The following is a 21,197-nucleotide window of genomic DNA, read 5'->3' on the forward strand; positions in this document are numbered from 1 at the left end:
TGTTCGCCGGCCCGGGCCGCTTCGATGGCGGCGTTGAGGGCGAGGAGGTTGGTCTGGTCGGCGACGCCGCGGATCACCGCGACGATGGAGGAGATGGCTTCGGCCTGCACGCCGGCGGCTTCGATGACGCGGGCGGCGTTGCCGACGGTGTCGGAGATGCACCCCATTTCGGTTACGTTGTTGTCGATGACCTGGCGGCCTTCGGCGGCGAGGTGGCCGGTTTCGGTGGTGATGGCGTGAGCGTCGTCGGCGCGGTCGGAAACGTGGGCGATGCTTACCGTGACTTCTTCGACGGCGGCGGCCATCGACGACGCCGATTCGCTTTGCTGTTCGGTGCTGTGGCTGATCCGGTTGGCGTTGATGGACAGTTCGCGGGCGGCTGCAGAGAGATTGTCGGCGTTGTCGCCAAGTTGGCTGGCCATGTCGCGCAGGTTGCTCTGCATGGTATGCATGGCGGCCACCACGCTGTCGGTGTCGCCGGGGCGAACATGGATGGGGCCGCTCAGGTCACCGGCGGCGATGCGCTCGGCGATCTCCTTGACGTCGTCAGGTTCGCCGCCGAGGGGGCGGGTGACCGACAGGGTGATCCAGCGGGCCAGGGCGAGGGTGGCGGCGCAGCCCGCCATGAGGACGATGATCAGCAGTGTGCGGGAGGAGGTGTAGGCGGCTCGTGATTCTTGGCCGGCCTTGTCCACCATCTGGCTCTGGAAGTTGAGCAGGCGCTCCATGGTGGCGAGGATGGCGTCGAGGGCCGGCATGGTTTCGCTGACGACCAGGCGGGAGGCTTCGGCATCGTTGCCGGCTTCCATCTGCTTCAGTACCGCGGAGAAGGAAGTGGCGAAAACCTTGCGCTTGTCGCGGATTTCGCTGACCAGGTTGCGGCCTTCCGCTTCGGTGGTGAGGGCTTCGAGTTCGTCGAGCTTGCGGGTGATGAGGTCGCGGTTGCTGGCGATGAGTTGCAGGCCAGGCTGGCGTTCGGTGGTGTGGAGCAGGCCGAGGACGGTGCGCGTGCTGGCGTTGGCGAGGCCCTGGATTTCACCGGCGAGGGCGGCGCGGCGCCAGTCCCGATCGACGATTCCTTCGACGGACGTGTTGAGCAGGCTGAGGCGCTGAAAGGCCAGTCCGTTGCTGATGATCAGCAGTGCCAGGACAAGGCCGAAGCCAAGAATCAGGCGGGCGGCGGTGGTCAGTTTTTTCATTTTCTTTGGTGCTGTTCTCTGTTGTTGAAGGGTGGGGGCAGTTCGGCGGCGGGGAGTGGGCGGCTGAACAGAAAACCTTGCACCTGATGACAGCCGAGTTCCTGCAGCAGGGCGAGCTGGGCGAGGTTCTCGACGCCTTCGCCGATCACCTCCAGCCCTAGGCTGCCGGCCAGGGAGGCGATGGCGCGCACGATGGTGGCGGCTTCGTGGCTGTGTTCCATGCCATGGACGAAGCTGCGGTCGATCTTGAGGGTGCGTACCGGGAAGCACATCAGGTAGGCAAGGGACGAGTAGCCGGTGCCGAAGTCGTCCACGGCCATCCGGATTCCGTGCGTGCGCAGGGCTTCGAGCACGGCGGCGGAGGCTTCCGGGTTGTCCATCAGTGCGCTTTCGGTGAGTTCGAGTTCGAGCAGGCGTGGGGTGAAGTCGAGTTCATCGAGTGCGGCGGTGACGTCCTGCAGCAGGCCCACGTCGCGGAACTGGCGGCTCGAGAGGTTGAAGGCGAGGCGCAGTTCGGGCTGGCCGGCTTCCTGCATGGCGCGTACCTGCCGCAGGGCTTCGCGCAGGGCCCAGCGGGACACGGGAACGATGAGTCCGTTTTCTTCGAGAAGCGGGATGAAGTGGTCTGGCGGTACGGTGCCGTGATCGGGGGAGTGCCAGCGCAACAGGGCTTCCACGGCGACAGCGCGGTGGGTGCGGGTGTCGATGATGGGTTGGTACACGAGGCTGAATTCGCGGTTTTCGAGGGCTCCGCGAATGGCTACGCCGAGGGTCAGGGTGCGCATGGCGTTGGCGTCCATGGCGGCCTCGAAGAAGCGGAAGCTGTTGCGCCCGCCTTCCTTGGCGCGGTACATGGCCAGGTCGGCGCGCATCAGCAGTTCGTCGGGGCTGAGCCCGTCGTCCGGGTAGAGGGCGAGACCGATGCTGGCACTGACGAAAAGGCTGTGGGTGCCGGCTGCAAAACGGGCGGCGAAGGTGTCGAGGATCTTGCGGGCCACTTGTTCGACCGCGTCGGGGTGGTCCACGTCTTCCTGGATCAGGACGAATTCGTCACCACCCAGGCGGGCTACGGTGTCGGTGGCGCGCAGGCAATGGCGCAGGCGGGTGGCTGCCTCGATGAGCACGCGGTCGCCGATGTTGTGGCCGAGGGTGTCGTTGATGAGCTTGAAGCGGTCGAGGTCGACAAATTGCACGGCCACCGCCTTGCCGTTGCGGTGGGCCCGCTGAATGGCCTGGGTCAGGCGATCATGGAGCAGGCTGCGGTTGGGCAGGCCGGTGAGGGCGTCGTAGTTGGCGAGGTATTCGAGGCGCCGCTCGACGCTGATGCGTTGGGTGACGTCCTTGCCGGTGGCCACGAAGTGGCTGATCGTGCCGTCACTGCCGCGGATCGGGCTGATCGTTTTTTCTTCGAAGTAGAGTTCGCCGCTGAAGTGCCGGTTGGTGAACACGCTGCGAAACGACTCGCCGCGGCGGATGGTTCGCCAGATTTCGCTGTAGAAGATCGGCGGGTGCATGCCCGAGCGCAGAAAGCCCGGATTGCGGCCGATGACGTCGCAGGCCCGGTAGCCGGTAATGCGCTCGAAACCCGGGTTGACGTATTCGATTATGCCGTCGGCACGGGTGATCATCACCGCGTCGTCGGTCTGTTCCACAGCATGGGCGAGCATCTGGGTGATGCCTGCGACCTTGCTGTTCAGGTAGATGGATTCCGCGCCGGATTCTGGTGTGTGGTCCGAATTGGCGATCATGATGCCCCGCTGGTTTACGCCGCTCTCCGGTGGTTGGGGAGCGGCCGTATTGAGTCAGGGGCAGGGGCAGGGCCCGAAATGTCTCCGGTTTTTACGGCATGAATGCGTCCGTCTTTAGGGCTGAGCCACGGCTTTCGATCAGGTCGTGGGCTACATCGGCCAGTTTGCGGCGGCTTGAGCGGGCGGCCCGGCGCAGGAATTCGAAGGCTTCGGCGCGGCCCAGGTCGACGCGTGCCATGACGATGCCGGTGGCAATGCTGACGTCCCGCTCCTGGTCGAGGGCGGTCTGCAGCTGATCGCGGGTTTTGCGCAGGCCGGCCAGGTCGGCACTGCGGGCAAGGGCCGTGGCGATCATCGGCTTGAGTTGTGCCACGTTAACCGGTTTGACCAGGTAGGCGAGGGCGCCTTCGCCGATGGCTCTGTCCACGCAAGCACCGAAGTCGCTGCCGGTGAGAAAGAAGAAGGGCACATGGAAGCGCTCCCGCAGCAGGGGGGCAAGATCCAGTCCGGAGCCGCCGGGGAGGCCTTCGTCGACGATGGCCAGCTCGAAGCTGTGCTGCGCCAGTACGTCAAGGGCTTCCCCGGTGGTGGCCGTCACGGTCACCGCGTAGCCGGCGTCTTCGAGAGCGAGGCTCAGGGTTGCAGAGAACAGGCGGTCGTCTTCGACCAGCAGCAGGTGGTGGCGGAAAGGCAGGTTGTCAGGGCACATGGCTGAGGTTGTGCTGTGGCCGGATCGGGGGGCGCGCGAGGTGCAGTGTGGCGCTTACGGTTTGTGGTGTGACCTGCCGGAGGCTCAGGTCGGTGTGAGGCGGGTTGAGCAGCGCGGCCATGAGCTGCAGCCCGTTGCCGAGGCCTTGCCGATCGTCAAAATCGAAGCCGGCGGGCAGGCTGCCCGGATTGTCGATGCGCAGGCTGATGCCGTTTTCATCTGCCCGGGTGTGTACCCGGATCATGTCCTGGGGCGAGGTGCCGGGCGAGCCATGTTTGGCGGCGTTGGTCAGCAGTTCATTGACAATGATCGCCAGCGGAACGACTTCACTGGATGGAATGGCGGTGTTGTCGATGCCGGAGGCCGGGATCCGTTCAATCGGCGAGTGCTCGGGGTAAAGTCCATCGACGCTCTTCACGAGGGTGTCAAGGAGTTCGGCAAGGGTTACCGGCGGCTGGCCCTGGCGGCTGTAGAGGTCATGGACTGCGGCGATGGCACGGACCTGCCCGACCGCTTCGGTGAGTACCGCGGCTTGCTCTCCGGCGCTGCCGGCGTGGCGATGCAGCAGGGCGGCGAGTCCTTGCAGGCTGTTTTTGATGCGGTGGTGTCCTTCCCGCAGCAAGGCTTCCCAGCGGGGTCGTCTCAGAAAACGGAATTTAAAGTACGTTAAGACTTTGGCAGCGGCTGTAGCGGCCTGAACTTCCCCGCACCGACCTTGGCGCTGCTGCGCCAGAGGTAATCGCCGGTCAGGTTGATGTGCTCCCAGCCCAGCGGCGATAGATATTGCAACAGCGCGTTATCGACGCCCTGTCCGTGGTTGCGCAATGCATTCGCAGCCCTTTCCAGATAGACGGTGTTCCACAACACGATGGCTGCTGTCACCAGGTTGAGGCCGCTGGCCCGGTAACGTTGCTGTTCAAAGCTGCGGTCGCGGATTTCGCCCAGCCGGTTGAAGAACACCGCCCTGGCCAACGCGTTGCGTGCCTCGCCCTTGTTGAGTCCGGCCTGCACACGGCGGCGCAGTTCCACGCTTTGCAGCCAGTCGAGGATGAACAACGTGCGCTCGATGCGTCCCAGCTCGCGCAGGGCGACGGCCAAGCCGTTCTGGCGTGGATAGCTGCCGAGCTTGCGCAGCATCAGCGAGGCCGTCACCGTACCCTGCTTGATCGAAGTGGCCAGCCGTAGAATTTCATCCCAATGGGCGCGAATCGCCTTGATGTTCAGCCTGTCGCTGCTAATCATCGGCTTGAGCGCGTCGTAGGCAGTATCACCCTTGGGAATGAACAGCTTGGTGTCGCCAAGGTCGCGGATGCGCGGTGCGAAGCGAAAGCCCAACAGGTGCATCAAGGCGAAGACATGATCGGTGAAGCCCGCCGTGTCGGTGTAGTGCTCCTCAATGCGCAAGTCGGACTCGTGGTACAGCAGGCCATCGAGCACATAGGTCGAGTCGCGCAGGCCGACGTTGACTACCTTGGCGCTGAAGGGCGCGTATTGGTCCGAGATATGGGTATAGAACGTCCGCCCAGGACTGCTTCCATATTTCGGGTTGATGTGCCCGGTACTCTCTGCTTTGCTGCCGGTTCTGAAGTTTTGACCGTCCGACGATGACGTGGTGCCGTCACCCCAGTTTTCGGCGAAGGGTTGCCGAAACTGCGCGTTCACCAGCTCGGCCAGCGCCGTCGAATACGTTTCGTCGCGGACATGCCAGGCTTGCAGCCAAGACAGCTAAGTAACTGTTACTGGCGGACCAGCAATCGCGGCTGTGGCGGCAAAAATAGAGGTGGCGGCGAGCAGTTTTGGCAACAATTTCATGGATTACTCCTTACGGTTGGTGAGTCAGTGGTGTTTTTCGGCTCTTGGGGCAATTCATTGGTTTGTTGTGGGCTTTGCTCGAATAGCATTTCGATCAGGCTCATGGGGTCTTTGTCTTTACCCTCTGCTTGGTGGGTTCGATAGTTAAAGTCCAGATCGATCTTGGACTGTAGATCGGCGGCATAATCTTTTGGATATTGCGCTTGTTCGATCGCTGGTAGTTCCTTGAAGTGATCGAGTACGGATTTGAAGAAATTGGTCAGTTTCCCCGTGCTGTTGTATTCGTTCATGGCTTGGGTTGTAACCTTTACACGCCATTCTTCTTCTTGACGATCGGCTTCATAAGAAGCTGCTCTTCGTTCATTGACTGTGTAGGTCCCGCTATCGTCATAAACGATGTTTGCCAATTGCTCTCGTGATAAACCGGCAAAGGGATTTTTCTCAGAATTTCCGCCTCTGGCCGCACTATTAACGTACGCCGTCGCCTGCTTGGCTCTAGCCAATAATTCTGGGTCGTTCGTTTTGGGCACTTCACTATCGTGCTTGGCTTTGTTGGCGAAGTAAGTATCGCCCTGAATCTGACTCAAAGCAGTCTTTGCCTTGTCTGCCAATTCCGAACGGGTGAGTGTCTTATCCCGCTCTTCGGCACGACTGGCGCTCGCGGCCAGCTGTTGGGCCAGAGTGGAAATGGTCAGCGTACCGCCACCTTGGGAACCTGATGCCCCCTGATTTTCCGATGCCTCAGAAACCTGACCGGTCGCCGAAGCCGCCTTGAGGCCCGACGTGCCCCCTGTTTGGGCTGCGGAATACGAACCAACAGAACCGATCATTATTTCCTCCCCGTGAGCCCGAAATCTATGTATCCGGTCTGATCTTATCACCATGCCATAAATGACGTCAGATTTATTTTTGCATCGAAACTCTCTGAGGCCGGTGGCGTGCCTGCCAAGGAGGTGACCAAGAACCTCGGCATATCCATCCGACGCTGTGCCGCTCGCACGCTTAGGGGTCGTCTCAGAAAACGGAAAATAAAGCACGCTAAGCCGGTGGCAGCGGTCGCAATGGCCTGAACTTCCCCGCACCGACCTTGGCACTGCTGCGCCATAGGTAATCGCCGGTCAGGTTGATATGCTCCCACCCCAGCGGGGACAGATATTGCAGCAACGTGTCGTCCAGCGCCTTGCCGTGGGCACGCAAAGCACTGGTGGCACGCTCCAGATAGACCGTGTTCCACAACACGATGGCCGCCGTCACCAGATTGAGGCCGCTGGCCCGGTAGCGCTGCTGCTCAAAACTGCAGTCGCGGATTTCACCCAATCGGTAGAAGAAGACCGCCCTGGCCAGCGCGTTGCGCGCCTCGCCCTTATTCAGCCCCGCATGGACGCGGCGGCGCAGCTCCACGCTTTGCAGCCAATCCAGAATGAACAGCGTGCGCTCGATGCGCCCCAGCTCGCGCAGGGCGACGGCCAAGCCGTTTTGGCGCGGATAGCTGCCGAGCTTGCGCAGCATCAGCGAGGCCGTCACCGTGCCCTGCTTGATCGAAGTGGCCAGCCGTAGGATTTCATCCCAATGAGCGCGAATAGCCTTGATGTTCAGCCTGTCGCTGCTAATCATCGGCTTGAGTGCATCGTAGGCAGTATGGCCCTTGGGAATGAACAGCTTGGTGTCGCCCAGGTCGCGGATGCGCGGCGCGAACCGGAATCCCAGAAAGTGCATCAGGCCGAACACATGATCGGTGAAGCCCGCCGTGTCGGTGTAGTGTTCCTCGATACGCAAGTCAGACTCGTGGTACAGCAGGCCATCGAGCACATAGGTCGAGTCGCGCAAGCCGACGTTGACCACCTTGGCGCTGAAGGGCGCGTATTGGTCGGAGATATGGGTATAGAACGTCCGCCCAGGGCTACTTCCATACTTCGGATTGATATGCCCGGTGCTCTCTGCCTTGCTGCCGGTTCGGAAGTTCTGGCCGTCCGACGATGACGTGGTGCCGTCGCCCCAGTTTCCGGCGAAGGGTTGTCGAAACTGTGCGTTCACCAGCTCGGCCAGCGCCGTCGAATAGGTTTCGTCGCGAACGTGCCAGGCTTGCAGCCAAGACAGCCTGGCGTAGGTGGTGCCAGGGCAGGACTCGGCCATCTTGGTGAGCCCAAGATTGATACCATCAGCCAGAATCGTCGTCATCAGCAAGGTTTTGTCCTTGGCCGTGTCGCCGGTCTTCAGGTGTGTGAAGTGGCGCGTGAAGCCCGTCCATTCATCGACCTCCATCAGCAACTCGGTGATCTTGAGGTGCGGCAGCAACATCGCCGACTGGTCAATCAAGGCTTGCGCGGCGTCTGGCACCGCTGCGTCCAGCGGCGTGATCTTCAGGCCCGATGCAGTGGTGATGATGGCGTCCGGTAAGTCGTTGGTCGCCGCCATGCGGTTGACTGTGGCGAGTTGCGCCTCCAATAATTCCAGTCGGTCATGCAGATATTGGTCGCAGTCGGTGGCCACGGCCAGTGGCAATTCGCTGGCCAGCTTCAGGGTGGCGAACTTCTCGATCGGCACCAGGTATTCGTCGAAGTCCTTGAACTGGCGCGAACCCTGCACCCAAACATCACCAGAGCGCAGTGCGTTCTTCAGCTCCGACAGGGCGCATAACTCGTAGTAACGCCGGTCAATACCCTCGTCGGTCAGAACCAGCTTTGCCCAGCGCGGCTTGATGAATGCGGTTGGCGCATCGGCGGGCACCTTGCGCGCGCTGTCGCTGTTCATGCCGCGCAGCACGTCGATGGCATCGAGCACACCCTTGGCGGTGGGCGCGGCGCGCAGTTTGAGCACGTCCAGGAACTGCGGCGCATAGCGGCGCAGCGTGGCGTAACTCTCGCCGATATGGTGCAGGAAATCAAAATCGGCAGGCCGCGCCAGCGTTTGCGCCTCGGTGACGCTGGCGGCGAAGGTGTCCCACGGCATGACCGCTTCGATGGCGGCGAACGGATCGCCGCCGCTTTGTTTGGCTTCAATCAGCGCCTGACCGATGCGCCCATACATCCGCACCTTGTCGTTGATCGCCTTGCCGGAAGCCTGGAACTGCTGTTGATGCTTGTTCTTGGCCGCATTGAACAGCTTGCCGATGATACGGTCGTGAAGGTCGATGATTTCATCAGTGACGGTGGCCATGCCCTCGATGGCCAGTGCTACCAAGGTGGCGTAACGCCGCTGCGACTCGAACTTGGCCAGGTCGGCGGGCGTCATCTGGCCGCCTTCGCGGGCGATCTTGAGCAAGCGGTTTTGGTGTACCTGCCGTTCGATGCCAGCAGGTAGGTCAAGCGCCTGCCAGGCTTTGAGGCGTTCGATGTGTTCAAGCATGTGGCGCGAGTTCGGCTTGGCGGGCGATTGGCGCAGCCACGCTAGCCACGTCATTTTGCTACCATCCTTGCGCTTGAGCAGTTCGTCCAGGCGCTGGCGATGGACAGGTATCAAGGAATCGGCCAATGCCGCATGGATGCTTCGGTTGGCACGGGTAATGGCCTCGGCGCTTGCGCGCTCGATGGCATTCATGGCGGGTAGGATGATGCTCTGCCGCCGCAGGTTTTCAACAAGGGTGCTGGCCAGCACAATGCCTTTGTCTGTTTGCAAGGCCAGTTCGGTCAATGTATGCACGGCTTGCCGGTAATGACTCATGGTGAAGGGCTTGAATCCAAACACCGTTTGCAGCTCGACCAAGTGCTCCCGCCGTGTCTGCTCGCGCTGGCCGTAATGGTTCCAGCTTTCCACCGGCACCTTGAGTTGTGCGGCCACCATGCGCAGCAGGGGCGGAAATGGAGGATCATCGACGCCCAAGAAGATGCCAGGGAATCGCAAGTAGCAAAGCTGCACGGCGAAGCCCAATCGATTCGCGGCGCCGCGACGCTGACGGATCACCGACAGGTCGGTTTCGTTGAACGTGTAGTGCCGTATCAGTTCGTCTTTGGCATCTGGCAGTGTCAGCAGACTTTCGCGCTCGGTGGCGGACAGGATTGAGCGGCGTGGCATGGTCAGTCTTCCCGCAGGTACTGGTACAAGGTTTCGCGGCTGATGCCGAAGTCACGGGCCACCAAGGTTTTCTGGTCGCCTGCCGCAACTCGCCGTTTCAACTCGGCAATTTGTTCGCTGTTCAGCGATTTCTTTCGTCCCCGGTAGGCCCCGCGCTGCTTAGCCAGCACGATTCCCTCGCGCTGACGTTCGCGGATCAGAGCGCGCTCGAACTCAGCAAAGGCTCCCATGACCGACAGCATCAGATTGGCCATCGGTGAGTCCTCGCCGGTGAACGTTAGCCCTTCTTTGACGAACTCCATGCGCACGCCCCGTTGTGTCAGCCCTTGGACGATGCGGCGCAGGTCATCAAGGTTGCGTGCCAACCTGTCCATGCTATGCACCACCACGGTGTCGCCCTCGCGGACGAAGGCCAGCAGCCTTTCAAGTTCGGGACGTTGTGTGTCCTTGCCTGAAGCCTTATCGGTGAATACCTTGCCGACTTCTATTTGTTCCAGTTGTCGATCAGGATTCTGGTCGAAGCTGCTGACGCGAACGTAGCCGATACGTTGACCTTGCAAGATGCCTCCAAAGGTAAAAATGTCAGGATGAAATCTATTACCCTTGGCTGAATGTGTCAATAAATATAAATTAATACCCTACTCTGACGTTGTTTGTGCTCAACATCTGACACCAGGTTAGGGTATAGTCTTAACTGACACCACCTCCCAGGGCCTGATATAAAGCAACACTATCGACTAGGTGTTGTGCCTGGACCGCAACCATATTGATCCGGATTGACTGTGCCTGTTGCTGCGCGATGAGCAGTTGCAGGTAGCTGGCCGCGCCCAGCCGGTATTGCCGCTCGACCGACTGCAAGGAGGCCTGTGCAGCCATATCAGCGGCAGCGAGGGCAGTCAAAGTTTGTGCATCGCTTTCCACCGCGCGCAGGGTGTCGGCGACGTTACGCAAAGACTCCAATACGACGCTCTGGTAATTGGCTACGGCGGCATCAAAAGCGGCGAGCGCCGCTCTTTTTTCAGCGGGTAGCCCTGGATTAAAAAGAGGCTGGGTGAGCTGCGCAACCAGGCCCCACACTGCCGAGCCACCACCGAACAGGGCACCGGTGGTCAGCGCCTGAGAACCAAGGTTGGCGCTCAGGTTGATCTGTGGGTAGAGCTTGGCGACAGCCACACCATAGTCTGCATTGGCCGCATGCAACAGCGCCTCTGACGCCTGGATATCCGGTCGGCGGCGCACCAGTTCTGAGGGCACGACGAGCGGCATCTCGACGGGTAGAGTGAAATCGGCCAGAGTGAAGGCCGGGATGCCACCCGTGCCTGGGGCACGACCGGCTAGCACCGCCAGTAGATGTTCGGTTTGTTGCAGTTGTTTACGCAGCGCAGGCAGTTCTGCCCGCGTTTGCTCCGCCTGAGCTTGTAGGCTCAACGCTTCATCAGGTGAGGCCTGACCGATACGCACGCGTTCATGGGCTAGGCGCAGTTGCTCATCCTGCACGCGCAAAATGGCAGTAGTGGCTTCTAGTTGCGCGGCGAGGCGTGCTCGGGTAATGGCAGCGGTTGCCATGTTGCCGGCAAGGGCCAGGCGCGCAGCATTCAGTTCGAAGCGACGGTAGTCGGCGCGAGCAGCCAAGGCTTCGAGTGCGCGCCGGTTGCCGCCAGCCAGATCGAGGTTGTAATGCACGCCAACGCTGGCGTTGTAGAGGCTGAATTGACGTGCGTCTCCGCTCAACCCTTGGCTACTGGGACTCATTTGCTGGCGCTGAGATCCCAGTGCGACATCTACCTGTGGATATTGCGTCGAGCCCGCCTGTGCGGCAAGAAGCTCCTGCGCGTGTCGCAAATTGGCGCTGATGCTCGCCAGCGTCGGGCTGACATGGAAAGCTTCGTTTATCAGTCCGTCGAGTGCGGATGAACCCAAGCTTTGCCACCATTGCGTTTCGATCGGAAGCCCTTCGACTAGACGTTGTGTTTCGCCGAACTGCGTGGGAGCGGACGCGGTTCTATCAGCCACTGGTATTGCAGTGTAGCGAGCCACATCGGGTGCGGTGGGACGCTTAAAATCAGGGCCAGCGGCGCAGCCGGCCAGACCGGCGGTGATCAGACCAGCTACCAGGTAAGTTGCCGCAAGCCGTCTTTCGAGGCTGATGGGGCGCTGGCATGTTTTAGCGTGCTCCATAAAAATGCTCCACGAAAGGTTTACGGAAAGCTTGGTGGCAGCCCAAGCAGCTTTCCTGCACGTGGGCGAATGATTGGATCACCGCCTTGCCGTCGCTGCTCGCAGCAGCCAGCTTCATGGCCAGCGCCGCCTCGTGAGTCTGCGCGTCAAAGTTTCTGAACTTGGTCGCATCAGCGCCGAGGTAAGCAAGGATGCGCATTTTTTCAGTAAGCGGTGGCTCGGGGTGTGCAGCAACTTTTGGGGCGAGCTGAACGACCTGAACCCATTCCTCCTGCGAAATCGCACCGGTAATAGCCTGCATGTTGCGCCCGAGTTCCTGCATGATCTTGCGTAGCGCCAGTGGCTCAACCTGGGTAGCGTCACCAGCCCAAGCTGGCAACTGAAAACCCCATAGAAGCAGGCAGGCCGTAACGGTCAGGGTGATAGTTCCAAATGCGTGGCTGTGTTTGCGGTGGGTCATGAAATTCTCCTGTAATTCAATCGTTCTCTCATTCGAACTCCCGCCCTTCGCCAGCTTCCTCATGGGTTACACCGTCGCGGATGTGGTAGATGCGCTTGAAGGTCGGGATGATCTTTTCGTCATGGGTGACGACGATGATGGCGGTCTCGAACTTGCGGGCCATGTCGTTGAGGATGCGGATTACAGCCATGGCGCGCTCGGAATCCAGCGGCGCAGTGGGTTCATCGGCCAGGATCACTGGCGGGCGATTGACCAATCCGCGCGCGATGGCAACCCGTTGCTGCTCGCCACCGGAGAGTTGCGAGGGCATTGCGCGAGCTCGGTGTTGCACATCAAGCGCCGTGAGCAATTCCAGTGCCTTTGCGCGCGACTCTCCATTCGCGACGCCTGCAAGCATCGGCAACAGCGCCACGTTGTCGGTGACATCGAGAAACGGAATCAGGTATGGTGCTTGGAAAACGAAACCGATCTTGTCGCGCCGCAAGGCGCGCAAGTCGCGGACTTTCCAGCCATCGTCGTAGATCACTTCATCGCCCAGCGTCATGCGACCAGCGGTCGGTTCGATCACCGCACCCAGACATTTGAGCAGCGTGCTCTTGCCGGACCCGGAAGGGCCGATCAGCCCCACCACTTCACCTGGCGCAACATGCATATTCACGTCTTTCAAGGCAAAGACAGCGGTGTCACCATCGCCATACCGCTTGCTCAAACTTTCGATGTGGATGCCTTTGCCACTCATCTCAACCTCCAATGGCTTCGGCCGGATCGACCTTGAGTGCCATGCGAATGGCGACGATGCTGGCTAGAACGCAGATCACGAGCACGGCGAAAAAACCGGCGATGGAGTCGAACGGCATCAGCAGTACGTACTTGGGAAACAGCGGCGCTGAGAAAGTGGCTGTGATCTTGCCGACCACGAAACCAATCACGCCCAGGGCGATCGCCTGCTGCATGATCATCGCGGCGATGGTTCGGTTGCGTGTGCCGATGAGCTTCAACACCGCGATCTCGCGGATTTTGTCCATCGTCAGCGAATAGATGATGAAGGCAACGATGGCCGCGCTAACGATGGCCAGAATCACTAAGAACATGCCGATCTGCTTGGCCGAGGTGGCGATCAACTTGCCGACGAGGATGTCTTCCATCTGTGCCCGGGTGTAGACCGTCAAACGCTTCCAGCGCCGGATGGATTCGGCAACCTCGTCCGGCGCATGGCCAGGTTTCAGTGTGACCAGTACGGTATTGACGAACGCGTTGCTGCTCTGTGAAGCAATCACGGCATCCAGCAAACCTGGAACACCGGGTCGATTGAAGGCCGGGTTGGCTTCGGTGCGACGCCGGCTTTGCCAAAGGGCGTCGTTGTCCTTGAGGAACTGAGCCTCCTGGGCATCCTTGAGTGGAATGAATACCATCGGGTCGCCGCTGGACGACACCATGCGCCGTGTCAGCCCCACGACGGTGTAATGATTTCGGCGAATGGCAAGACGATCTCCCAGTTTGAAGCCGGTGGCGATGTCGGCCACAGCCTCGTAGTGACCGCGCGTGATCTGGCGTCCAGCGACGAGATAAGGAGGCCATCCGGGTGTAGCCCCCAACGCGCCGGGCGCGATGCCGACCACCATGGTGCGTACATCACTCTCGCCCTTGCGTACCTGCATGGTCAGGTAGGTCACGTTCGCTGCCTGGGCGACTCCCGGCATGGCGAGGATGGCGCGATACACGTCATCGTTGAGGCTTGACGACTCCGCATAAGGACCCAGAGTATCCTTTTGCACCACCCAAAGGTCGGCGCCACTGTTGTCGAGCAGCGCCTTGCCGTCGTCCACCATGCCCCGGTACACCCCGGCCATGACCAGGGTGACGCCGATCAGCAGACCCAGCCCGATGCCAGTGAAGACGAACTTTCCCCAGGCATGGAGAATGTCGCGGCCGGCAAGGCTGATCATCGTGACACTCCTGGGATATGGTCGACCACATGGATGCGGCTGCGCGCCGTCAGTGCCTTTTCGCTATAGGTCACAATCTGGTCCCCATTCTTGAGCCCTTCGCGCACCTGCACGTAACCATTGAGGTCGGAAGCACCGAGCTTGACCGGGGAGAAATGCAGATCACCATCCACGATTTGCCAGACACCAACTTTGTCGCCCTCACGCTGGACGGCAGCGTTGGGGATCAGTGGAGCGGCCGGGAGCGCCGGCAAGTCAACCGTGACTTCGGCCAGTTCACCCACCGGTGGCAAAGGTTCTGGTTTGTTATCGAATGTCACCTTGGCAAGCGTTTCCTCGGTTACCGCGTCGGCCTTGGGTTCCACCCGCAGCACGCGACCTTTCAAGGTCTGGCCACCACGCGAACGCAGGACGATATGAGCCGGCAGCCCCCCAGCCAGCCCCGATGCGCTGATCTGGTGGAAGCGCACATTGATCCACAAACTCTTGGGGTCGATCACTTCCACCACGGCCTGGCCCGCGACGATGGTCGTGCCGGGATCGGCATCGCGCACGGCGACTACACCGTCGACCGGCGCGATCAGGCGCAGATTGCTCCGCTGCGCGACGAGTCCTTCGCGGTCGGAGCGTGCCCGGGCAATATCTTCCCGAGCGGCGGATAGGGCGGCATCGGCGATCTGCAGTTCCTGCCGCTTGGTGGTGACGATTTCCTCGCTGGTCGAGCGCACCGCAAACAATTGCTCATAGCGGCGCGCCTGGGTTTGCGCGTAGGCTTGCCGGGCTTCTGCCTCGCGCAAAGCCGCTTCCGCCCGCTTGAATACAGACTCCTGTGAGCGCACCCGATCATCAAGGTCGACCGGCTCCATCTCGCCGAGCACCTGTCCGGCCTTGACCTGGTCGCCTACATGCACCTCCAGGCGTTTGACGCGCCCGGCAAACGTCGGCCCGATCTTGTAGGTGTAGCGCGCCTCCACCGTGCCGATGCCGAACAGCGCCGGTGTGATAGCCCGTGATTCCACGCTTGCCACCGTCACAGCGACCGGGGCGAGCGGCCCTGATCGCAGACCGACATAAATAAAAAGCACCAGCAAAGGAATGATGACGGCAAGCAGCGCCAGGGTGCGGCCTTGCAAGGGTAACTTTTTCATTGCGCACTCCTTATGCCACGCCGATAAATTGCAAAGACGCGCGGCGCATCGCGGTGCATACGTCCCACATCACCCGCCAACAGCGATTGCATGACCAAGCCCTGGATCGTGCCAATGAACAGCGTTGCCGCCGCCTCGTTGTCAAGCGAGGGAGACAACTCGCCGCTGGCCTTGCCTTTCTCGATGAGACGATGCAAACGTTCGCCGTAGCGCTGAATCAAGGTTTGCACCATGCGCTTGGCCGGTGTCGATTCGGCACGCTGAAGCTCACCAAACATCATTCTTGGCACGCCTGGGTGCTCAGCTACGAATTCGATATGACTCATGAACATCGCCTCCATGGCTGCCAAGGGCGACTCGATTCCTTGTGCGGATCGATCGATTCTGGCTAATAGGCGCTCTGCTACCCACTCCATGACCGCCTGCCAAATGGCTTCCTTGTTCGGGAAGTGCCGAAACAGCGCACCCTGGGTCAAGTTCATGTGTTTAGCGATAGCCGCAGTGGTTATCTCGCTTGGGTTTTGTGAACCGGCAAGCGCCACGACGGACTCGACAGTTACGGCACGACGTTCATCGGCCGGCAGATGCTTTGGATGGGTGTCCACGAGCACTCCTTGTAAGATAGTAATTGATTACTATCTTACCACAAGAGGCAACTCAAACAAGAGAAAACCCGACGTACTCGTCAATATCTAGAGTCTGCAATGGGCTTAACGTGCTTTATTTTCCGTTTTCTGAGACGTCCCCCCAGCGGGCTTCCCCGTTTTCCTGGCGACGGGTGGTGATGTCGGCGACCAGACCGGTGACGCGGGCCTGCCGCTGGCTGTCGGTCCACGGGCAGGCATGGGCCCACAGCCAGCGGACCGGGCCGTCCTGAGGGCGAATGCGGACTTCCATTTCGGCGATCTGGCCGGCTTTCAGGGCTTCGATAAAGGCCTGCACCCGGGGCAGGTCTTCTTCCACCACCGGATCCCGCCAGATTCCCGGCGCCTGGCCGGTATTCAATGGCAGCCCCCACAGATGGCGAAAGGCGGGACTGACGTAGAGAAACTTCTCCAGTGCGGGATCGCTGACCCACAGGACGGCGCGGGTGCTCCGGTCGATGCTGTGGAAAAAGGCTTCGGCGCCTGCCCACGCTGCCGGGCCGGGCTCGGGTGCCAGCGGGGCGTCGGCACGCAGGACGAGCACCTGCAGGCCAGGTTCTTCGGTGGGGAGCTGCTGGCAGGTCAGGGTGCGAAGGTCGCCTTCGGGCCCGCTGACGACGAACGTGCCGTGAGCTGTGGCGGCTGGTTCCCGGCGACCGATGGCCTCGAGACGCTGGCCGACCAGTATCGTGCCGGTACGCTTGAGCAAATGCGCGGCCGAGCCGCTGGCGTCGAGAATGCGATTGCCAGGCCCGATCAGGAGGCAGCCGTAATGACGGTCCTGCATGAGAAGCTGAAGGAGAGCCCGGGTGCCCGGGTCGACCGGGAAGTTGAGGTTTGTCCCTCGATCCGGGGGCGGGCTGACGCCGCCTGAGTCGGTCAGGACGCCTGCTGCTTGTGGATCTACCCCCACACTACGTAATGCCATGTGTTGCCTGCGATGCTGTTGACCATCATCGACGCGGGGGCGTGGCGCCAGATGGAATATGCCGGCAGCCTTCTGCCGGCGTTCCGGGCGTGCGCCCACTGCTGGGACGCTGCAACTATCTATGACTTTAATCATACCCCATTCGTCAACCCCTGAGGGTTGAGGGGCGGGATACCCTTTGGGGCTAGGCCCGCTGCTGGCGGGCCTTTGCGCCTTTTTCAGGTGGGTGCCAGCAGCTTGCCCAGGTACTTGCCGGTGTGGCTGGCCGGGTTGGCGGCGATGAGTTCGGGGGCACCGCAGCCGACGATGGTGCCGCCGCCGTTGCCTCCCTCGGGGCCGAGGTCGATCAGCCAGTCGGCGGTCTTGATGACGTCGAGGTTGTGCTCGATGACGACAACCGTATTGCCGTGGTCGCGCAGGCGATGCAGCACGGTGAGGAGCATCTCGATGTCGGCGAAGTGCAGGCCGGTGGTCGGTTCGTCGAGGATGTAGAGGGTGCGGCCGGTGTCGCGCTTGGACAGTTCCAGCGCCAGCTTGACGCGCTGGGCTTCGCCGCCCGACAGGGTGGTGGCGCTCTGGCCGAGGCGGATGTAACCGAGGCCGACCTGCATCAGGGTTTCGAGCTTGCGGGCGACGATCGGCACGGCGGAGAAATAGCCGAGGGCCTGCTCGACGGTCATGTCGAGCACTTCGTAGATGTTCTTGCCCTTGTAGCGGATTTCGAGGGTTTCCCGGTTGTAGCGCTTGCCGTGGCAGATGTCGCAGGGCACGTACATGTCGGGCAGAAAATGCATTTCGACCTTGATCAGGCCGTCGCCCTGGCAGGCCTCGCAGCGCCCGCCCTTGACATTGAAGCTGAAGCGGCCGGGGTTGTAGCCGCGGGCCTTGGATTCGGGGACACCGGCGAACAGGTCGCGGATCGGGGTGAGGAGTCCGGTGTAGGTCGCCGGGTTGGAGCGCGGGGTGCGGCCGATGGGGCTCTGGTCGACGTTGATGACCTTGTCGAAGTGGTCGAGCCCTTCGATGCCGGCACAGGGGGCAGCTTCGATGCTGCTGCCGTTCACGTGGCGGGCCACGTGGGCGTACAGGGTATCGTTGATGAGGGTGCTCTTGCCTGAGCCGGACACGCCGGTGACACAGGTGAACAGACCGACCGGGATGTCGACGCTGACGGACTTCAGGTTGTTGCCGATGGCGTTTTCGATGCGCAAGACCTTGTCGGGATCGGGAACATGGCGCCTGGCGGGCAGGGCGATGCAGCGCTTGCCCGACAGGTAGGCGCCGGTGAGGGAGTCCGGGTGGGCGGCGATGTCTTCCGGGCGGCCTTCGGCGATGACCTGACCGCCGTGTTCGCCGGCGCCGGGGCCCATGTCGACCACGTAATCGGCCATGCGGATGGCGTCTTCGTCGTGCTCGACGACGATGACGGTGTTGCCCATGTCGCGCAGGCGCTTGAGGGTTTCGAGCAGGCGGTCGTTATCACGCTGGTGCAGGCCGATGGAGGGCTCATCCAGCACGTACATGACGCCGGTGAGGCCGGAGCCGATCTGGCTGGCCAGGCGGATGCGCTGGGCCTCGCCACCCGACAGGGTGTCGGCGGCGCGGTCGAGGGACAGGTAGTCGAGACCGACGTTGATCAGGAACTGCAGGCGGCTGGAGATTTCGGAGACGATCTTGTCGGCCACCTGACCGCGCTGGCCGCTGAGGGTCAGGCCGTCGAAGAAGGCCTTGCACTGGGCGAGGGCGAGGTGGCTCACTTCCGAAATGTTGCGTTCGCCGATCAGCACGAAGCGCGACTCGGTACGCAGCCGGGTGCCGTGGCAGGCTGGGCAGGGGCGGTTGGCGCGGTACTTGGAGAGTTCTTCGCGTACGGCGAGGGAGTCGGTTTCCTTGAAGCGCCGTTCGAGGTTGGGAATGATGCCTTCGAAGGCGTGTTCCTTGAGCACCGCCTTGCCGCCGTCGGACAGGTAGCGAAAGGAGATTTTCTCGCTGCCGGAGCCGTGCAGGACCACTTCGCGAATGTCTTCCGGCAACTCGTTGAAGGTGGTTTCGGTGTCGAAGCCATAGTGGCTGGCCAGACTCATCAGCAGCTGGAAGTAGAACTGGTTGCGCCGGTCCCAGCCGCGGATGGCGCCGGAGGCCAGCGACAGATCCGGGTGGGCGACGACCCGCTCGGGATCGAAGAAGTCCACGTTGCCGAGGCCGTCGCACTTGGGGCAGGCGCCCAGCGGGTTGTTGAAGGAGAACAGGCGCGGTTCGAGTTCAGCCAGCGCGAAGCTGCACACCGGGCAGGCGAACTTGGCGGAGAACAGGTGCTCCTTGCCGCTGTCCATCTCGACGGCGATGGCGCGGCCTTCGGCGTGGAGCAGCGCGGTTTCGAAGGATTCGGCGATGCGGCCGCGCAGATCCTGGCGCACCTTGAGGCGATCGACGACCACTTCGACACTGTGGCGGCGATTTTTTTCGAGGGGCGGTAGGCTGTCCAGGTCATGCACGATGCCGTCGACACGAACCCGCACAAAGCCCTGGGCGCGCAGTTCGGCAAAGAGGTCGGCCTGCTCGCCCTTGCGGCCGCTGATCACCGGCGCGACGATCATCAGCCGCGTTTCTTCGGGCAGGGCCAGCACCGCGTCCACCATCTGCGAGACGCTCTGGGCTTCCAGCGCATTGTCGGGGTGATCCGGGCAGTGCGGCGTGCCGGCGCGGGCATAGAGCAGGCGCAGGTAGTCGTGGATCTCGGTAACCGTACCGACGGTGGAGCGCGGATTGTGGCTGGTGGCTTTTTGCTCGATGGAGATCGCCGGCGACAGGCCCTCGATCAGGTCCACATCGGGCTTTTCCATCAACTGCAGGAACTGGCGCGCATAGGCGGAGAGCGACTCCACATAGCGGCGCTGCCCCTCGGCATAAAGGGTGTCGAAAGCCAGCGAACTCTTGCCCGAGCCGGACAGGCCGGTAATCACGGTAAGCCGGTTGCGCGGGATGTCGAGGGCGATGTTCTTGAGGTTGTGGGTGCGGGCACCGCGGATTCGGATGGCGTCCATGAGGCATTCGGGGCTTGGGCAACCTGTTAATATACGCCTCTTAACCCTCCCCAAGCTGCACGTTTAATGGCTTCTCCAATTGACGACAAGATGAGCCCGGCCGAGCGCCGCGCCGGCATTTCGCTGGCGTCGATCTTTGCGCTGCGCATGCTTGGCTTGTTCCTGATCCTGCCGGTCTTCGCGGTGCACGCCCACGGCATGCCCGGCGGCGACAATGCGGCGCTGGTCGGCATGGCTATCGGTGCCTATGGCCTGACCCAGGCTTTCCTGCAGATTCCCTTCGGTACCGCTTCCGACCGCTTTGGCCGCAAGCCGGTGATCATTTTCGGCCTTGTGCTGTTTGTCATCGGCAGCATGGTGGCGGCGCTGGCCGAGGATGTTCAGATGGTCATCGTCGGTCGCGTCATCCAGGGCGCCGGGGCCATCTCGGCAGCCGTTACGGCGCTGGCCGCCGACCTGACCCGTGACCAGCACCGCACCAAGGTGATGGCGATGATCGGCTCGTCCATCGGCCTGGTTTTCGCCGTTTCGATGGTTGCCGCGCCGCTGCTCTATTCGCTGATCGGCATGAGCGGCCTGTTCTGGCTGACCGCCGTGCTGGCGGCCGCAGCAATTTTTACCGTGATCTTCATCGTGCCTGCTGCACCGCCGGTGCCGCGGGCCATCGGACGCTTTTCCGAAGTGCTGGGCAACGGCCAATTGATGCGTCTCAATTTCGGGGTGTTCGCCCTGCACCTGATGCAGACCGCCATGTGGGTGCTGGTGCCGGCAGGGCTGGTGCAGGCCGGCTTGCCGATGGCGGAACACTGGAAGGTCTATCTGCCGGCGGTGCTGTTGTCCTTTGTGGTGATGGTGCCGGCCATTATCATGGCCGAGAAGAAGGGGGCCATGAAGCGCGTCTTCAACTCAGCCATCGCCCTGTTGCTGCTGGTCCAGGTGGGGCTGTATGTCGAAGGCGGTGCCGGCATGTGGCCGCTGGCAATCCTGCTGACGCTCTTTTTCGTCGCCTTCAACGTGCTTGAGGCGACCCAACCCTCGTGGATTTCCAGAATCGCGCCGCCCCATGCCAAGGGTACCGCGCTGGGCATCTATAACACCCTGCAGTCCCTCGGGCTGTTCCTCGGCGGCGCCCTTGGCGGCTGGCTGGTGCAGCACGTGGGCCCCGGTTCGGTTTCGCTGCTGGGCGGCGGGCTGGCCGTGGTGTGGCTGATTCTCGCCTCGGGCATGGTTGCACCTGTGCCCCGCCGCGTGGCGGCTGCCTGACAGGCATCCAAAGAATTTTTCTGTCCAGGGGCAATTTATTTTGTCCATCTAGGGCATGTTTAGGGGCAATTTATTTTGTCCAACCAGAGCTAGCAGGCCGATGCAAA

The 21,197-nt window shown here is 61.6% G+C and carries 16 protein-coding genes and 1 pseudogene; 1 reads left to right on the plus strand and 16 read right to left on the minus strand.

Annotated features, from left to right (window positions below):
* The 16 genes and pseudogenes from ETQ85_RS26140 to uvrA all read right to left on the minus strand — a co-directional run.
* The coding region (locus ETQ85_RS26140; RefSeq protein ID WP_187394608.1) for a methyl-accepting chemotaxis protein at positions 1-1,199 on the minus strand (1,199 nt) is incomplete at its 3' end.
* Complete coding sequence (locus ETQ85_RS07065) at positions 1,196-2,947, minus strand: putative bifunctional diguanylate cyclase/phosphodiesterase (protein ID WP_148578337.1); 1,752 nt, start codon at positions 2,945-2,947, stop codon at positions 1,196-1,198. The genes ETQ85_RS26140 and ETQ85_RS07065, both read right to left, overlap by 4 nt.
* 91 nt (positions 2,948-3,038) lie before the next feature.
* Complete coding sequence (locus ETQ85_RS07070) at positions 3,039-3,656, minus strand: ANTAR domain-containing response regulator (RefSeq protein WP_148578338.1); 618 nt, start codon at positions 3,654-3,656, stop codon at positions 3,039-3,041.
* Positions 3,646-4,278: a sensor histidine kinase gene (locus ETQ85_RS07075; protein WP_187394609.1), complete on the minus strand. Its 633-nt coding sequence runs from the start codon at positions 4,276-4,278 to the stop codon at positions 3,646-3,648. Before ETQ85_RS07075 ends, ETQ85_RS07070 begins: the two co-directional genes overlap by 11 nt.
* Positions 4,279-4,322: 44 nt before the next feature.
* A pseudogene (locus ETQ85_RS07080) lies at positions 4,323-5,381 on the minus strand (Tn3 family transposase); the annotation flags it as partial.
* An 83-nt stretch (positions 5,382-5,464) separates the two neighbouring features.
* A complete protein-coding gene (locus tag ETQ85_RS07085) occupies positions 5,465-6,298 on the minus strand; it encodes a hypothetical protein (RefSeq protein ID WP_148578340.1) in 834 nt (277 codons plus the stop codon).
* Between the two features lie 208 nt (positions 6,299-6,506).
* Entirely contained in the window at positions 6,507-9,479 is a 2,973-nt protein-coding gene (locus ETQ85_RS07090; RefSeq protein ID WP_148578341.1) for a Tn3 family transposase, read from the minus strand.
* A 2-nt stretch (positions 9,480-9,481) separates the two neighbouring features.
* Entirely contained in the window at positions 9,482-10,039 is a 558-nt protein-coding gene (locus ETQ85_RS07095; RefSeq protein ID WP_001162010.1) for a recombinase family protein, read from the minus strand.
* Positions 10,040-10,169: 130 nt separating this feature from the next.
* The gene (locus ETQ85_RS07100) at positions 10,170-11,657 is read right to left on the minus strand and encodes an efflux transporter outer membrane subunit (protein WP_148578342.1); all 1,488 of its coding nucleotides are present in this window, start codon (positions 11,655-11,657) and stop codon (positions 10,170-10,172) included.
* Positions 11,644-12,117, minus strand: a complete 474-nt coding sequence (locus ETQ85_RS07105; RefSeq protein WP_003056106.1) for a cytochrome c — start codon at positions 12,115-12,117, stop codon at positions 11,644-11,646. Before ETQ85_RS07105 ends, ETQ85_RS07100 begins: the two co-directional genes overlap by 14 nt.
* Positions 12,118-12,145: 28 nt before the next feature.
* Positions 12,146-12,856: an ABC transporter ATP-binding protein gene (locus ETQ85_RS07110; protein WP_011222066.1), complete on the minus strand. Its 711-nt coding sequence runs from the start codon at positions 12,854-12,856 to the stop codon at positions 12,146-12,148.
* Between the two features lies 1 nt (position 12,857).
* Positions 12,858-14,063 carry an ABC transporter permease gene (locus ETQ85_RS07115; protein WP_125602596.1) on the minus strand — a complete coding sequence of 402 codons (1,206 nt, stop codon included), beginning with the start codon at positions 14,061-14,063 and terminating at the stop codon, positions 12,858-12,860.
* On the minus strand, positions 14,060-15,211 hold the full coding sequence (locus ETQ85_RS07120) for an efflux RND transporter periplasmic adaptor subunit (RefSeq protein ID WP_148578343.1): 1,152 nt from the start codon (positions 15,209-15,211) through the stop codon (positions 14,060-14,062). The genes ETQ85_RS07115 and ETQ85_RS07120 overlap by 4 nt, the downstream gene beginning before the upstream one ends.
* Entirely contained in the window at positions 15,208-15,816 is a 609-nt protein-coding gene (locus tag ETQ85_RS07125; protein WP_004393990.1) for a TetR/AcrR family transcriptional regulator, read from the minus strand. The genes ETQ85_RS07120 and ETQ85_RS07125 overlap by 4 nt, the downstream gene beginning before the upstream one ends.
* Before the next feature lie 115 nt (positions 15,817-15,931).
* Positions 15,932-16,642 carry a PAS domain-containing protein gene (locus tag ETQ85_RS07130; protein ID WP_187394610.1) on the minus strand — a complete coding sequence of 237 codons (711 nt, stop codon included), beginning with the start codon at positions 16,640-16,642 and terminating at the stop codon, positions 15,932-15,934.
* A gap of 359 nt (positions 16,643-17,001) precedes the next feature.
* Positions 17,002-19,827 (minus strand): excinuclease ABC subunit UvrA, encoded by a 2,826-nt coding sequence (gene uvrA, locus ETQ85_RS07135; protein WP_148578345.1) that lies wholly within the window; start codon positions 19,825-19,827, stop codon positions 17,002-17,004.
* Positions 19,828-19,893: 66 nt separating this feature from the next.
* Here uvrA and ETQ85_RS07140 point away from each other — a divergent pair, with 66 nt between their 5' ends.
* Complete coding sequence (locus ETQ85_RS07140) at positions 19,894-21,090, plus strand: MFS transporter (protein WP_246128661.1); 1,197 nt, start codon at positions 19,894-19,896, stop codon at positions 21,088-21,090.
* Positions 21,091-21,197 lie beyond the last annotated feature (107 nt).

The organism is Zoogloea oleivorans, assembly GCF_008107625.1.
In the GTDB taxonomy this organism is placed as follows: domain Bacteria; phylum Pseudomonadota; class Gammaproteobacteria; order Burkholderiales; family Rhodocyclaceae; genus Zoogloea; species Zoogloea oleivorans.